Below are 13,929 nucleotides of genomic sequence, written 5' to 3' on the forward strand. Positions count from 1 at the left end.
TGAGGCTTTACCTAGTTCCCGTCTTCGGGGGAAGAGGAGGCAGGATGTTGTCCATGTCCAACGTTTCCCCCTCCGGCACCCCCATGGCCGCCAGCCCCCTCACCCGCGCGGTGCTCGAGATCGACGAGTACGCCTCCGGCCTCGGCTGGGACCGTCCGGCCCGGCTCTTCGCCCTGGTCGACACCGCCCGACTGCGTGCCCAGGAGCCGGGACTCGCCTCCCAGCTCGGCCTCGAAGGCGACGAGGCGGCCGCCGCCTACACCCCCATCGAGCAGGAGGAACTGCCGAAGGGGAAGCCCCTCGACGAGTTCCTCGGCACGATCGCCTGGCCGGACGCCGTGGTCGGCTGCGCGCTGACGGTGGAGCGGCTGATGCTCCCGCCGTCGGCCGAGGCGTCCGTGCCGGAGGGCTTGAACGACGCCGCTCTGGCGAAGTGGGTGGCCCGGCACCCCGACCGCCAGGAGGTCCGGATGACCGTCGCCGTGCTCCGTGACGGCGCGCGGGAGGCGGCGATCCGGCTGCGCGAGAAGGACTCCCCGAACGAGGTGCTGACGGGCGCCGACCTGGTGCCGGGGCTCGCGGAGGCCCTGGCGGCGACCTTCGAGGGCTGAGACACCCGCGTACGCGGAAGGGGGCGCCCCGGTCGGTGGACCGGGGCGCCCCCTTCTCCGTAACGGGCTCCGTTCTAGCTCTTCGAGCAGCTCGGGAGGTTCTTCGTGTCCCCGGCGCGGAGCTTCTCCAGCGACTTCGTCGCGTCGTCGATGGTGTTCACCTTGATCAGGGTGAGGCCGTCGGGGACGTCGGAGGCGGCGGTGGCGCAGTTGTCGGCCGGGGTGAGGAAGTACCGGGCGCCTGCGTTGCGCGCGCCGACGAGCTTCATCTGGATGCCGCCGATGGGGCCGACCTGGCCCTTCTCGTCGATGGTCCCGGTGCCGGCGATGAACTTGCCGTCGGTGAGGCTCTCCGGCGTCAGCTTGTCGACGATGCCGAGCGCGAACATCAGTCCGGCGCTGGGGCCGCCGACGTCGGCGAGCTTGATGTCGATCGTGAACGGGAAGACGTGGTCGGTGCCGGCCTGGATGCCGACGATCGCCCGGTCGCCCTCCTGGGACTTCACCGTGGTGACGGAGACCTTCTCGGTGGCGGTGGGCTCCTTGCCGGCCTTCTCCGCCGCCTCCGCCTCCTTGGCGGGGACGATCGTGAAGTCGACCTTCTCGCCCGGCTCGTGCGTGGTCACCTGCTTGGCGACGTCCCCCGGCTCCTTGACGGGCACGCCGTCCACGGCCTTCACGACGTCCCCGGCGTGCAGCTCGCCCTGGGCGGGGCTGTCCTTGACGACGGAGGCGACGACGACCCGGGTGGTCACCGGGATGCCCAGCTCACCGAGGGCGGCGACCTTGGCGCTCTCCTGGGACTGGCTGAACTCCTCGGCGTTCTCCTGGGTCGACTCCTCCTCGGTCTTGCCGTCCGGGTAGAGGGTCTCCTTGGGAACGACCACGTTGTCGTGGGCGAGCCAGCCGTAGACCGCCTCGACCACGTTCATCCGGTAGTCCGCGCTGGTGACGCGGACGGTCGTCATGTTGAGATGCCCGTCGGTGGGGTACGTCTTGCGCCCCGAGACCTGAAGGACGGGTTCGCCCGCGGCCTCCCCGAGGGTGTTGACCGTCGGGCCGGGGCTCATCTCCGCGTACGGCACCGGGACCAGGACGCCCACACAGAGCAGGGTGATCAGGACCAGGGTGGAGGCGAGCATCGTCGCGGTGCGGCGTGGCATGGAACGACAGTACGGGACCGGTCTGTGAGTGCACCCGTGGGGCGGGTCCGTACGAGGCGGGCCGACGGGTGGGACTCAGCCGGAGACGTGACTACTGCGTACGGGGGACGAGGGCGCGGCCGGAGCCATCTCGGGCTCGGCGGCCGCGAGGGCGACGTGGGAACGCTCCATGGCGTCCCTGAACCGTGCGTAGCCGGCGAGCTCGGCCACGTCTCCGATGGTCTTGTTCCGCTGGGTCCAGCTTCCCCATATCGCCGCGCCGACGACTGCGACAAGCGGAATCAGCAACCACGCGAGGACTGCCATCCCGACCTCCCATCCCCAATGAGCGACCGCAACCGACCGCGACCGGCCGATCAGCAGACTAACGATCTGCAGCATCAACGCTGCTGCCGGGGGGCCGGTTACGCAAATCGGGGCGTTCGACTACCGCACGTCGGCGCGGCGCCTTGCGGCGGAGGCGTGGGGCTGTGCGGGTGGAGGCGTGGGGGGCTGTGCGGGTGGACGGTCAGCAGGCGCCGACGCTCCCCCAGACTCCGTCCGGGGGGACCCCCAGACACGGGGTGGACGCTCAGCAGGCGCCCACCCTCCCCCAGACTCCGTCCGGGGGGACCCCCAGACACGGGGTGGACGCTCAGCAGGCGCCGACCCACTCCTCGGTGCCGTCCGAGAACGTCTGGTGCTTCCAGATGGGGACCTCGTGCTTGAGGTCGTCGATGAGCTTGCGGCAGGCCTCGAAGGCCTCGCCGCGGTGCGGGCAGGAGACCGCGACGACGACCGCGAGATCACCGACGCTCAGATCGCCCACCCGGTGGACCGCGGCCAGCGCGCGGACCGGGTAGTCGGCGACGACCTTCTCGGCGACCCGGCGCAGCTCGTCCTCGGCGGAGGGGTGGCAGGAGTACCCGAGCGCGTCGACGTCGGCGCCTCCGTCGTGGTTGCGCACCGTGCCCACGAAGAGCGTCATGCCGCCGGCCGCGTCGTCGCCGACGGCACGGAAGACCTCGTCGACCGAGAGCGGGGTGTCACGGATCGCGAGGAGCTTGATCGGGTCCGCCGCGGTCTGCTCGCCGGGGTGGTCGTGGGTGCGTGCCATGCGCCCATGGTGCCGTACCGCACGGACATCGCGGAATAGCGCTTTCCGCCGGTGGACCCGACCCTCCGTAGGAGGGTCCTACAGCTCCGCCCGCTACATGCCACGCCGCTTCCGCATCTGGCGCACGAGCGCCGCCGTGCCGAGCAGCGCCACCGTCGCACCGGCCGCTCCCGCCGCCGTCGCGTCCTTGCGGCCGAGCCGGCGGCCCGCGACGGTGTGCCGGCCCTCGACCTCCTCCAGGAGCGCGGCGAGCACCTCCTCGTTGGTCCACGTGGGCCGCCAGCCCGCGTCGTGCAGCCGTCCGACGCTGACCACCCAGGGGTGCATCGTGTAGGCGAGGTCCCCGGCCGGGGACGGGGTGAGCCCGATCCGGTGCAGCCGGGCCGCCGCGCCGAGGGCGACCGCGGAGGGCAGCTCCATCCGCCGGATCCCGGAGAGCTCCTCGACCTCCTCCTGTTCGAGCCAGCCGTCGCAGCCGACCGCGAACTCCCCGTCGACCTTCTCGAGCGCCGCGTACTCCAGCGCGCTGACCAGGTCCTCGACGTGGCAGAACTGCCAGGTGGGGCGGGAGCCGGCCACGACGAGCAGCCGGGGCGACTCGAAGTAGCGGGTCAGGGCGGTGTCCGTGCCGCCGACCAGGACCGCCGGCCTGACCACGGTGACCTGGAGGCCGGGGTGGGCGCGGGGCGCGCGGCGGCCGAGCCGCTCGATCTCCAGCATGTCGCCGACGCCGGTGGCCTCGGCGGTCGCCCGCAGCTCGGCGTCCTCGGAGAGGGGGATGTCGTTGTCGGGCAGCGCGCCGTAGACCATCGCCGAGGTGCAGAGCACCACACGGTGCACGCCCGCGGCCGCGGCGGCCGTCAGGACGGTCTGCGCGCCGCGCACGTTGTAGGCCGTTCGGGCGGCCGCGTCGGATTCCAGGTCGAGGTCGACGGCGAGGTGCACGACCACGTCCGCGCCGCGCAGCTTCTCGGCGATCGCCGGGTCGCGCACGTCGAGGATGTGCCACTGCGCCTCGGAGACCTCGCCACGGCGTTCGTCGATCGCGACGACCTGCTTGATCTCCTCGGACGCGGCGAGGCGTGCGGTCAGCAGGGCGCCGACCCCGGAGGCGGCGCCCGTGACGGCGACCACGGGGCCGCGCCCGGCGGGCCGGGTCGAGATGTTTCGCGCTGCGCGAACCTGAGGATCTGGGGAACTCACCGGGCGTCTCCAGCGGTTGTCTTCAGTACGTACCCGAATGACGCGTACGTACCAGGTGGCGTCCATCCTGCCGCAGGGCACGGCCCGGCGGAGCACCGAGCCCGGATCCGGCCCGGATGTCTACGCTGGTGGTGTGCAGCCGGGCATCGAGCCGAGCCGGGAAAGCCGCCGTCGGAAGGAATCCGGCGGCCCTACGAGCCGAGGAAACCTGTGAGTGACACCCCATTCGGATTCGGCCTTCCGCCGGAGGAGCCGGAGAACGGCGACGAGGGCAAGAAGAAGGACCCCGCCGGAGGTGGCCAGGGGCCCGGTGGCCAGGGCGGCGGCAACCCGTTCGGGGCCAATCCGTTCGGCTTCGGCGGTCTGCCGGGCATGGGCGGTCCGGGTGGCGCGGACAATCCGTTCGCCGCGATGTTCGGCTCTCTGAATCCGAACGACCTGGGCGCCGCGTTCCAGCAGCTCGGCCAGATGCTCTCGTACGAGGGCGGTCCGGTGAACTGGGACATGGCGAAGCAGATCGCGCGCCAGGTGGTCGCCCAGGGCACGTCCGACGGCACCAAGGACGCCAGTGTGGGTCCGGCCGAGAAGGCCGCGGTCGAGGAGGCCGTGCGCCTGGCCGACCTGTGGCTGGACGGTGTGACCTCGCTGCCCTCCGGGGCGAACACGGCCGTGGCGTGGAGCCGCGCGGAATGGGTCGAGGCGACGCTGCCGGCCTGGCAGCAGCTGGTCGACCCGGTCGCCGAGCGGGTCGGCACGGCGATGGGCGATGTGCTGCCCGAGGAGATGCAGGCCATGGCGGGCCCGCTGATCGGGATGATGCGGTCGATGGGCGGCGCCATGTTCGGCCAGCAGATCGGTCAGGCCGTCGGCGCGCTCGCCGGCGAGGTCGTCGGCTCGACGGATGTCGGTCTGCCCCTGGGCCCGGCCGGCAAGGCGGCGCTGCTGCCGCTGAACATCGAGGCGTTCGGCAAGGACCTGGGCGTCCCCAAGGACGAGGTGCGGCTCTACCTGGCCCTGCGTGAGGCCGCCCACCAGCGGCTCTTCGCCCATGTGCCGTGGCTGCGCTCGCATCTGTTCGGCGCGGTCGAGGGCTATGCCCGCGGGATCAAGGTCGACACCTCGAAGCTGGAGGAGGCGGTGGGTCAGCTCGACCCGACGCACCCGGAGCAGCTGCAGGAGGCGCTCCAGCAGGGCATGTTCCAGCCCGAGGACACCCCGGAGCAGAAGGCCGCGCTGGCCCGTCTGGAGACGGCGCTAGCGCTGGTCGAGGGCTGGGTGGACGCGGTGGTCCACGAGGCCGCGAAGTCCCGTCTGACCTCGGCGGACGCGCTGCGCGAGACGCTGCGCAGGCGCCGGGCCAGCGGTGGCCCCGCGGAGCAGACCTTCGCCACGCTGATCGGTCTCGAACTGCGTCCGCGCCGGCTGCGGGACGCCTCGCGGCTGTGGGCCTCGCTCACGGACGCGCGCGGGGTCGACGGCCGTGACGATCTCTGGCACCACCCGGACATGCTGCCGACGGCCTCCGACCTGGACGACCCGGACGGCTTCGTCCACCGCGAGCACCTCGACTTCTCGGAGATCGACAAGATGCTCGGCGAGGCGGCCCGCGGGGACGGCGACGACGAGGGCAAGGACGACACCGCCAAGTGAGCCTGCACGACGACGCCGTTCTCGTACTGAAGGCGTACGGGAGCCAGGAGGAGCTGCGCGGGCTCTATCTGGACCACCTCGCGGCGCACGAGGACGGAATGTGGAAGGCGTGCGGGGCCGGGCATCTGACGGCCAGCGCGCTGGTGGTGGACCCCGAGCGCGGGCGGGCCCTGCTGACGCTGCACAAGAAGCTCGGCATGTGGCTGCAGATGGGCGGCCACTGCGAGCCGGGTGACACGACGCTGGCGGAGGCGGCGCTGCGCGAGGCGACGGAGGAGTCCGGCATTCCCGGCCTCACGCTGCTGCCCGGCGGCCCCGTGCGGCTCGACCGGCATCCGATCCCGGCGCCGTGTCACTGGCATCTGGACGTCCAGTACGCGGCGCTGGCACCGGCCGGCGCGGTGGAGGCCATCAGCGAGGAGTCGCTGGACCTGCGCTGGTTCGCGTACGACGAGGTGGCGTCCGTGGCCGACACCTCGGTGGTGCGGCTGCTGGGGGACACCCTCGCCCGTCTCTAGCGCATGTGTTAGGGGCGGCCTCCACGGAGGCCGCCCCTTACCTGTGTCTCACGTACGGCGCGTCAGTTCCAGGCGTTGTTCTGGTTCTGGGCGCGGGAGCCGTGCTGGCCGGCACCGAACTGGGCGGCGATGCCCTGGCCGATGGCGGCGTGCTGCGGCGGCATGACCTCGCTGGGCTGGACGAGGGCGAAGCCCTGTCCGAGGAAGCTGAGCTCCCAGCCCTCACCCGTGTCGCCACGGCGGCGGCGGATGTTCGAGTTGGTCGTCTGCGCCTGCATCTGCACCCGCAGCCCGGTGGACCAGGCGACGATCGCGTCCGCGTCGACGTTGACGTACTTGTCCGGCGTGACGTGCATCATCAGCGGCTGGCCGGAGGTCATCAGGGCGACCTTGCCGCGGCCAGAGATGTTGAGCTGGTACTTGCCGGTGCCGGAGACGCCGTACTGGCTGTCGACGGCGATGACCTCGGTGTGCAGGGTCGAGTCGAGCGCCAGGACGTAGGCGCTGTCGACGGTCATGCCCTCCTGCTCGACCTCCACGACGTGGATGTACTGGGCGAGGTTGGCGAAGTAGACCGTGCCCTGGCCGGAGCAGCGCATCAGGTCGAGGCCCTCACCGGTCCGGGCCTGGGCGCGCCGCTGGCTGGACGTCTGGTACTCGCCGTCGAAGTCGACGAGTCCCTGGTAGGCGACCATGGCGCCCTTGCGGGCGAGGATGTCGTCCGAGCCGGTCAGCGCCACCCGCAGCAGCTGCGGGTTCTGGATGACGTACCGTTCCTGGCTCTGCTGCTCGGCGTAGTTGAAAAGCGGGCTCTGCATGGTGTGTTCTCGCTCCCCCTCAGCCCCGGACCCGCAGGCGGTCGGTGCTGTCCTCGCTCGGCTGTACGACGACGATGCCCTGGCCGGAGAAGGCCATCTGGAACGCCTCGCCGCTGCCCCGCCCGATCAGGGAGGAGGCCTTGAAGCTGCGCTTGCCCTTGACCTTGAGCGCCGGCGACCAGGCGACGAGCGCGTCCGGGTCGACGTACGTCTCGTCCTCGCCGCGGCCGCAGTCGACGACGATCGGCGTGCCGCGCGAGGTGATCGCGACCCAGCCGGTGCCGGCGATCTCGACGTTGAACAGGCCCTGGCCGGCGAACTTGGCGAGGCCCTTGACCTTCTCGACGCCCCACTGGAGGTGTGCGTCGAAGGCCAGCAGGTTGGTGCCGTTGACCGAGAGCGAGTCGTTGTTGAGGTTGATCACGACGACGTCCGCGCCGTAGTCGGCGAGGTAGAGCAGGCCGTCGCCGGAGCACTTCATGATGGGCGCGCCCTCGCCGGTGATCCACTGCTGGGCGACCTGGCGGGCGGCCGGCGGGTTGGGCTCGTAGGTGACGAAGCCCTCGTAGGCGACCATGGAGCCGGTGCGTGCGTACAGGTCGTGGCCGGAGGCCATGGCGACCTTGAGCATGGCGCGGCCGTGGTTCTCCATCCGGGCCGCCATCGGGGTCGGGGCGAAGCCCGCGAGTTGCTGGTTCATTGTTTCGGGCTCCCTCAGACCTCGTACGGCTGGACGACGATGAAGTTGCCGGGAGCGCCCCGGAACTGGAGGTTGACGGTCTCTCCGCTGTGTCCGGGGTACGCGTTGCGGCGCAGCCGGACCTGGCTGGAGAGGATCACCTGGGACGCGGACGACCAGGCGATGACCGCGTTGCAGTCGGCGAAGGTGGTCGGCGTGACGGGCAGGACGACGGGGACGCCGTGCGTCTTGACGACGACGGTGCCGGTGCCCTGGAACTGCATCGTGAACAGGGCGCCGCCGGGGATGCCGTGGCCCTCGATCCTCCGTACCTCGTACTGGAGGGACTCGTCGAAGGCGAGCACGTTCTCGGCGGAGACGCAGATGCCGTCGCCCTGGAGCTCGATCGGGTGCAGGTGGGCGCCCTCCTCGGCGAGGAAGACCTGGCCGCGGCCGGTGCAGCGCATGAGCTGCATCTCCTGACCGGTGGCGTTGCCGACGATCCGGCCGGTGAAGCCCGCGCCCTTGTGGCTGAAGTCGACCTTGCCCTGGTACATCACCATGCTGCCCTGGCGGGCGAGGACGGGGACGCCGCCCATCTGCAGGTCGACCCGCATGAGCTGCTGGTTCTGCGGGGCCCAGCGGGCGCCGGTCGGGGTCTCCTTGAAGGGCTGGAGCGCGGCGGCGAGCCCGGGGCCGCCGGCGGGAGCGCCCTGCGGCATTCCCTGTGGCACGCCGGGCGGCATGCCCTGGGGCGCACCGCCCATCTGGCCGGGGACCTGCCCGAACTGGGGCTGCGGCTGGCCGTACGGCTGACCCGGGGCCTGTCCGCCGGGAACCTGGCCGAACTGCGGGGCCTGCGGTGCCTGCGGCGGCTGGCCGTACGGCGACGGGGCCGGGGCGTGCGGGGCCATCGGGGCGGCCATGGTGGGAGCCGCGTGCATCGGCTGGACCGGAGCCTGCGGGGCAGGGGCCGGAGCGGGCGCCGGTACGGGCGCGGCCGGCGGGGCGCCGAACTGCGGGGCCGGCTGGGGCGCCTGCGGCGCGACGGGCGCACCGAACGCGGGCGGCGCCGCTGCCTGCGGCGGCGCGCCGAAGGCGGGGGCCGCCTGCGGTGCCTGCGCCGCGGGCTGCTCCTCGGCGACCTCGCCGCCGAAGTTCTTCAGCAGCGCGTCGAGGCCACCGTCGAAGCCCTGGCCGATGGCGGCGAACCGCCAGACGTCCTTGAGGTAGAAGTCGCCCAGCATGACGGCGCGCTCGGTGGAGAACTCCGTGCCCGTGAACGGGTATCGGACGACCTCTTCACCGCCCGCCACGATACGGATGTAGCCGGGGCCGATCTGCGACATCTGGCCGGCGCCGTCGATGGTCGCGGTGAACGACAGCTTGTGAATGTTCGCCGGGATGCGGTCCAGCGTGACCCGGAAGGACTCCGTGTCGCCCGACTGCGCGCCGAGCAGCTGGATGGACTCCTCCGGCGACTTCGGCTGGTTGAAGAAGATGAAGTACCGGTCGTCCGAGAGCTGCTCGTTGGCGTCGAGGCCGAAGCAGCTGATGTCGAAGGTCAGCCCGGGCGCCGCGATCTGCACACCCACGTACAGATCGGTTCCCGGTGTGAGATCACTGATCTTGGCCTTGTGGCCGCGTTGGAATTCCCTGGCCATGCGTAACGACCGTCCCCCATCCCGAAATGTGAATGCGTCGCGTCAGGCTAACGGCTGTGTGCGACATTGAGCCAAGCCGGTACGTATTCGGTACAGGACTGAAGCGGTCCTGACTACTCCTCGCGCGCGGCCGGCAGGTGGGGCAGGCGGTCGGCGGCGACGATTCCTTCGAGGTAGCCGCGGGCACGCTCGGTGCGCGGGTAGGCCTCCAGGAGCCGCCAGAACCGGGGGCCGTGACCGGGCACCAGGAGATGTGCCAGTTCGTGGACGAGGACGTAGTCGACGACGTACTCGGGCATGCCCTGGAGCCGGTGCGAGAGGCGGATGCTGCCCTCCGACGGAGTGCACGAGCCCCAGCGGGTGTTCTGGTTGGTCACCCAGCGCACCGACGTCGGCCGTGCCCGGCCGGCGAAGTACTGGTCGGACAACCGCTCGGCACGCTCGGTGAGTTCGGCGTCGCCGAGGACGCTCTTGCTCTCCTGGGCGGCCAGCTTGTCCAGCATGACCGTCACCCAGCGTTGCTCCTCCGCCTCGGACATCCGGGCCGGGATGAGCACGATGGTCCGGTCGCCCTCGCGGTAGGCGGAGACGGTTCTGCTCCGCCGGGAGCTTCTGCGGACCTCGACCGCACTCGTCCCCGAACCGCGGGGCGGCTTCCTTGTCACGCTGCGCTGTGGGTCGGCGGGCACGGGCCCGACGTTACCCGGTGTCAGCGTGGGAAGTCCCGCCTCCGGGGCGGTTCGGCGGGGCTCCGGTCACACCGTGCACCATTTGAATGATTAATACCCCGCCCCTGTGGACAACTTTCCGTGCCCGCTTCGACTCCTGGGCAATCTGACGGCGGAGGAAGTCGACGATCAAGATCACGGGGGCGGAAATGCATCCGATGCTGAAACCCGCGCTGCGCAGGGCGTGGCGCGATCTTCGGAGCGTGCAGTTCGGGGCGACGCCCTCGCACGCGGTCGTGGTGGGTCCGCTCGACACGACCACCGGCAGCCTGCTCGGGCTGCTCGACGGCACGCGGGGCATGCCGCTCCTGCGGGCCGAGGCGCGGGCCCTGGGCCTGCCGGACGGGTGGCTCGAAGGGCTGCTCGGCCGGCTCGCGAGGGCCGGGCTGATCGCGGACGCCTCGGCGGGGAGACCCGGAAAGGCGGCCGGCGCGGGAGCGCCGGACGGTGCGCTCGATCCCCTTCGCGCCGATCTGGCCTCACTCTCCGTCGTCCATCCGGAGCCGGACGGGGCGTTACGGCGCGTGGCCGCGCGGCGTGCGGCGCGCGTCCAGGTCCGGGGCGCGGGCCGGGTCGGTGCCACGGTGGCCGCCCTGCTCTCGGCCTCGGGGGTCGGCAGGGTGGAGGTGCTGGACTCCGGATGCGTCCGGCCCTGGGAGGTGGCTCCGGGCGGACTGCCGGCCGAGGCGGTGGGCGAGCGCCGGGCCGCGGCGGCGCATCGGCTCGTGGCGCGGTCGGCGCCGGGCGGCCGGCCGCCTCGCGCGGGCAGACGGGTGACGGGTGACGCCGGACGGGAGCCAGGGCTCTCACTCGTCGTGGTGACACCGCGGGACGGCCTCGCCGCCTACCTCCCCGACCCGCTCACCGCCGAGGGCTGGATCACGACGGGCACGCCCCATCTCTATGCGGGGGTGCTGGAGGCGACCGGTGTGGTCGGGCCGCTGGTGCTGCCCGGCGGGACGGCCTGCGCCCGGTGCGCGCAGGAGGAGCGGTCGGACCGGGAGCCGGTGTGGCCCCGGATGCTGGCGCAGTGGCGCTCGGGCCCGCCCCCCGAGGTGCCGGCGTGCGATCTGGGGCTCGCGACGGCGGTCGCCGGGCTGGCCGCGGCCCACGCGCTGGCCTTTCTCGACGGTGAGTTGCCCGCGAGCACGGGGGCTCGCTGGGAGGTGTCGCTGCCGCTTCTGGAGTGGCGCGTGGAGCGGACGAGACCGCACCCGGCGTGCCCGTGCGGTGCGGTGCGACGCGGAGAGGGGGAGCATGCCTCAGGGGCCGGAAGCCCGCACGACACAATGGCGAGGTAACGGTCCTGTGTGGCACGGCAGTCTGGGAACTGGAGGGGCGCATGTCTGATCTTCCCCGGAAGGCGGTCACCCGGACCGCCAGGTTGGCCGCGTTGCCCCTGGGCTTCGCCGGACGGGCCACCTGGGGTCTGGGCAAGCGGATCGGTGGCAAGTCCGCGGAGCTGGTCGCGCGCGAGCTGCAACAGCGCACGGCCGACCAGCTGTTCAAGGTGCTCGGCGAGCTCAAGGGCGGGGCGATGAAGTTCGGACAGGCGCTGTCCGTCTTCGAGTCGGCGCTCCCCGAGGAGGTGGCCGGTCCCTACCGGGCCGCCCTGACCAAGCTCCAGGAGGCGGCGCCCCCGATGCCGACACGGACGGTCCACGCCGTCCTGGAGGAGCGGCTCGGCCCGGAGTGGCGGGAGCTGTTCCTGGAGTTCGAGGACAAGCCGGCGGCGGCGGCCTCCATCGGGCAGGTGCACCGAGCGGTCTGGCACGACGGCCGCGAGGTCGCGGTGAAGGTGCAGTACCCGGGGGCGGGCGAGGCGCTGCTCTCCGACCTGACGCAACTCAGCCGTTTCGCCCGGCTGCTCGGCCCGCTCATCCCCGGTATGGACGTCAAGCCCCTGATCACCGAGTTGCGCGACCGGGTGTCGGAGGAGCTGGACTACAGCCTGGAGGCGCAGGCGCAGCGGGAGCACGCGGAGGAGTTCGCGGGCGATCCCGATGTCGTGGTGCCCTCCGTGGTGCACCAGGGCGAGCAGGTGCTCGTCACGGAATGGATCGACGGGATCCCGCTGTCGGAGGTGATCGCGGACGGTACGGAGGAGCAGCGGAACCGTGCCGGTCAGCTCCTGGCCCGGTTCCTCTTCTCCGGCCCGGCCCGCACGGGACTTCTCCACGCCGATCCGCACCCGGGCAACTTCCGGCTGCTGCCGGGCGCCGACGACGAGGACGGCCCGGAGAGCTGGCGGCTCGGCGTGCTGGACTTCGGCACGGTGGACCGGCTGCCGGGCGGACTGCCGGAGACGATCGGCACCTGTCTGCGGCTGACCCTGGAGGGCGACGCCGACACGGTGTACGAGCTCTTGCGCGAGGAGGGCTTCGTCAAGGAGTCCATCACCCTCGACCCGGACGCGGTGCTCGCGTACCTGCTGCCGATCATCGAGCCGGCGGAGGCCGAGGCGTTCGCCTTCACGCGGGGCTGGATGCGGACCCAGGCCGCCCGGATCGCCGACCTCCGCTCCCCCGCGCATCAGCTGGGCAAGCAGCTCAATCTGCCGCCGTCGTATCTGCTGATACACCGCGTGACCCTGAGCACGATCGGGGTGCTCTGTCAGCTGAACGCGACGGTGCGGCTCCGCGACGAGCTGCGGGAGTGGCTGCCGGGCTTCGTCCCGGCCGAGTAGCGGCGCGCGGCGGGACCGGGCGGAGGGGCCCGGCGTAGCGCCGGGCGGAGGGCCGTCACCACCAGGAGGAGTCGAGGCGGCCCTCGATGGACCTGATGTTCTCGCGCGCGCAGGCCTCGCAGAAGTACTGGCGCTCGCCGTTCTCCACCGAGCAGGTCCAGGTCACCGGGAGCTCCTCCGTCGTCCTGCCGCAGCGGGCGCAGACGAAGGGCTCCTCGGGCTTCCTGGCGTCGTTCACCCTCCTGACGATAGTCCGACGCGGGCCGGGCCGCGCAGCAACGCACCGCGGGGGCCGGTCCGTTCGGACCGGCCCCCGCGTGGTTACTTCGGGTCAGTGCATGACAGCCATGGCGAGCGCGCGCCGGGCGCGCAGCGAGACGCGCTCGGCCCGCTTCTGCATCCGCCGGGCGGCAACCAGGCGCGTGGCCTGGCGTTCCGCATCGGCTTCCCGCAGAAGGTCGTGCATATGAGCACGAGCCAGGGCTTCTTGGATGAGTTGCATTTCACGGGTCCTGTTCTGACGCGAGGCGTTCGCGCCGGAGATGGTGACGTCTGTGGTGGCGGAGCCGGAGGGCTCACTGGTGGAAGAGGTCATCGGGGCCAGCTTCTGGGGATCGAGCGTGAGGGGTCGGTCGATGGTTCCGGTGACGTTCATGCCGCGACCGGGTTCTTGCGCGGGCGGCCACGCGGCCGCTTGCGGGCGACGACCACGCCCTGGACGAACAGCTCTCCGCCCCAGACGCCCCACGGCTCACGCCGCTCCTGCGCACCGGCGAGGCAGGCCTCCATCAGCGGGCAGGTACGGCAGAGGGACTTGGCGTACTCGACGTCGGCCGGGGACTCGGCGAAGAAGACCTCCGGGTCGAACGAGCGGCAGGGGACGGGTACGCCGAGGTTCTCGATGGCGTCGTCGAGCGCGGTGAGCGCGGTGAGGGGGGTCAAGGTGGAGTCCTCCGTGAGGCCGGGCGGCGGGATCGTTTCGGAAGTCGGTACGGACGGGGCGTGCGCTTCGAGTTGCACGGTGGGTAATTCCTCGTCTGGTCGTTCCGGCCTGGTGGGCCGGGGTTTCGGCTGGTACCGGGTGGTGCTGGTCCCGAGGCCCCTTCGCTCCGC

16 protein-coding genes are annotated in these 13,929 nt (G+C 71.8%); 5 read left to right on the forward strand and 11 right to left on the reverse strand.

The window, feature by feature from the left end:
- The first annotated feature begins 53 nt into the window (after positions 1-53).
- Positions 54-611 carry a PPA1309 family protein gene (locus ACFVGW_RS28190; protein ID WP_385853910.1) on the forward strand — a complete coding sequence of 186 codons (558 nt, stop codon included), beginning with the start codon at positions 54-56 and terminating at the stop codon, positions 609-611.
- A gap of 74 nt (positions 612-685) precedes the next feature.
- Here ACFVGW_RS28190 and ACFVGW_RS28195 read toward each other — a convergent pair whose 3' ends face one another.
- The 4 genes from ACFVGW_RS28195 to ACFVGW_RS28210 form a co-directional block, all read right to left on the reverse strand.
- The gene (locus tag ACFVGW_RS28195) at positions 686-1,774 is read right to left on the reverse strand and encodes a PDZ domain-containing protein (protein WP_385853911.1); all 1,089 of its coding nucleotides are present in this window, start codon (positions 1,772-1,774) and stop codon (positions 686-688) included.
- A 75-nt stretch (positions 1,775-1,849) separates the two neighbouring features.
- Entirely contained in the window at positions 1,850-2,080 is a 231-nt protein-coding gene (locus tag ACFVGW_RS28200) for a hypothetical protein (RefSeq protein ID WP_383228423.1), read from the reverse strand.
- A 328-nt stretch (positions 2,081-2,408) separates the two neighbouring features.
- Positions 2,409-2,870, reverse strand: a complete 462-nt coding sequence (locus ACFVGW_RS28205) for a molybdenum cofactor biosynthesis protein MoaE (RefSeq protein WP_383228421.1) — start codon at positions 2,868-2,870, stop codon at positions 2,409-2,411.
- Positions 2,871-2,963: 93 nt separating this feature from the next.
- Positions 2,964-4,073: an SDR family oxidoreductase gene (locus tag ACFVGW_RS28210; RefSeq protein ID WP_383228420.1), complete on the reverse strand. Its 1,110-nt coding sequence runs from the start codon at positions 4,071-4,073 to the stop codon at positions 2,964-2,966.
- Between the two features lie 210 nt (positions 4,074-4,283).
- Here ACFVGW_RS28210 and ACFVGW_RS28215 point away from each other — a divergent pair, with 210 nt between their 5' ends.
- Positions 4,284-5,723 carry a zinc-dependent metalloprotease gene (locus tag ACFVGW_RS28215; RefSeq protein ID WP_385853912.1) on the forward strand — a complete coding sequence of 480 codons (1,440 nt, stop codon included), beginning with the start codon at positions 4,284-4,286 and terminating at the stop codon, positions 5,721-5,723.
- Positions 5,720-6,241: an NUDIX hydrolase gene (locus ACFVGW_RS28220; protein WP_385853913.1), complete on the forward strand. Its 522-nt coding sequence runs from the start codon at positions 5,720-5,722 to the stop codon at positions 6,239-6,241. The genes ACFVGW_RS28215 and ACFVGW_RS28220 overlap by 4 nt, the downstream gene beginning before the upstream one ends.
- A gap of 62 nt (positions 6,242-6,303) precedes the next feature.
- Here ACFVGW_RS28220 and ACFVGW_RS28225 read toward each other — a convergent pair whose 3' ends face one another.
- From ACFVGW_RS28225 to ACFVGW_RS28240, 4 genes are all read right to left on the reverse strand, one after another.
- Positions 6,304-7,059, reverse strand: coding sequence for an AIM24 family protein (locus ACFVGW_RS28225; RefSeq protein WP_352186958.1), 756 nt, complete (start codon positions 7,057-7,059; stop codon positions 6,304-6,306).
- A gap of 19 nt (positions 7,060-7,078) precedes the next feature.
- Complete coding sequence (locus ACFVGW_RS28230) at positions 7,079-7,759, reverse strand: AIM24 family protein (protein ID WP_352186957.1); 681 nt, start codon at positions 7,757-7,759, stop codon at positions 7,079-7,081.
- A 14-nt stretch (positions 7,760-7,773) separates the two neighbouring features.
- Positions 7,774-9,402 carry a TerD family protein gene (locus ACFVGW_RS28235; RefSeq protein ID WP_385853914.1) on the reverse strand — a complete coding sequence of 543 codons (1,629 nt, stop codon included), beginning with the start codon at positions 9,400-9,402 and terminating at the stop codon, positions 7,774-7,776.
- A 113-nt stretch (positions 9,403-9,515) separates the two neighbouring features.
- Positions 9,516-10,091 (reverse strand): M48 family metallopeptidase, encoded by a 576-nt coding sequence (locus tag ACFVGW_RS28240; protein ID WP_383228415.1) that lies wholly within the window; start codon positions 10,089-10,091, stop codon positions 9,516-9,518.
- 188 nt (positions 10,092-10,279) lie between these two features.
- Here ACFVGW_RS28240 and ACFVGW_RS28245 point away from each other — a divergent pair, with 188 nt between their 5' ends.
- Both ACFVGW_RS28245 and ACFVGW_RS28250 read left to right on the forward strand, forming a co-directional pair.
- Positions 10,280-11,431: a TOMM precursor leader peptide-binding protein gene (locus ACFVGW_RS28245; RefSeq protein WP_385853915.1), complete on the forward strand. Its 1,152-nt coding sequence runs from the start codon at positions 10,280-10,282 to the stop codon at positions 11,429-11,431.
- 41 nt (positions 11,432-11,472) lie between these two features.
- Positions 11,473-12,816: an ABC1 kinase family protein gene (locus ACFVGW_RS28250; protein WP_385853916.1), complete on the forward strand. Its 1,344-nt coding sequence runs from the start codon at positions 11,473-11,475 to the stop codon at positions 12,814-12,816.
- Positions 12,817-12,871: 55 nt separating this feature from the next.
- Here the strand turns inward: ACFVGW_RS28250 and ACFVGW_RS28255 are convergent, their stop codons facing one another.
- The 3 genes from ACFVGW_RS28255 to ACFVGW_RS28265 form a co-directional block, all read right to left on the reverse strand.
- The gene (locus ACFVGW_RS28255; protein WP_352191290.1) at positions 12,872-13,054 is read right to left on the reverse strand and encodes a hypothetical protein; all 183 of its coding nucleotides are present in this window, start codon (positions 13,052-13,054) and stop codon (positions 12,872-12,874) included.
- Between the two features lie 93 nt (positions 13,055-13,147).
- The gene (locus ACFVGW_RS28260; RefSeq protein ID WP_352191289.1) at positions 13,148-13,471 is read right to left on the reverse strand and encodes a hypothetical protein; all 324 of its coding nucleotides are present in this window, start codon (positions 13,469-13,471) and stop codon (positions 13,148-13,150) included.
- Positions 13,468-13,836 carry a WhiB family transcriptional regulator gene (locus tag ACFVGW_RS28265; protein WP_352191288.1) on the reverse strand — a complete coding sequence of 123 codons (369 nt, stop codon included), beginning with the start codon at positions 13,834-13,836 and terminating at the stop codon, positions 13,468-13,470. Before ACFVGW_RS28265 ends, ACFVGW_RS28260 begins: the two co-directional genes overlap by 4 nt.
- Positions 13,837-13,929 lie beyond the last annotated feature (93 nt).

Source organism: Streptomyces sp. NPDC127129, assembly GCF_042671585.1.
Taxonomy (GTDB): domain Bacteria; phylum Actinomycetota; class Actinomycetes; order Streptomycetales; family Streptomycetaceae; genus Streptomyces.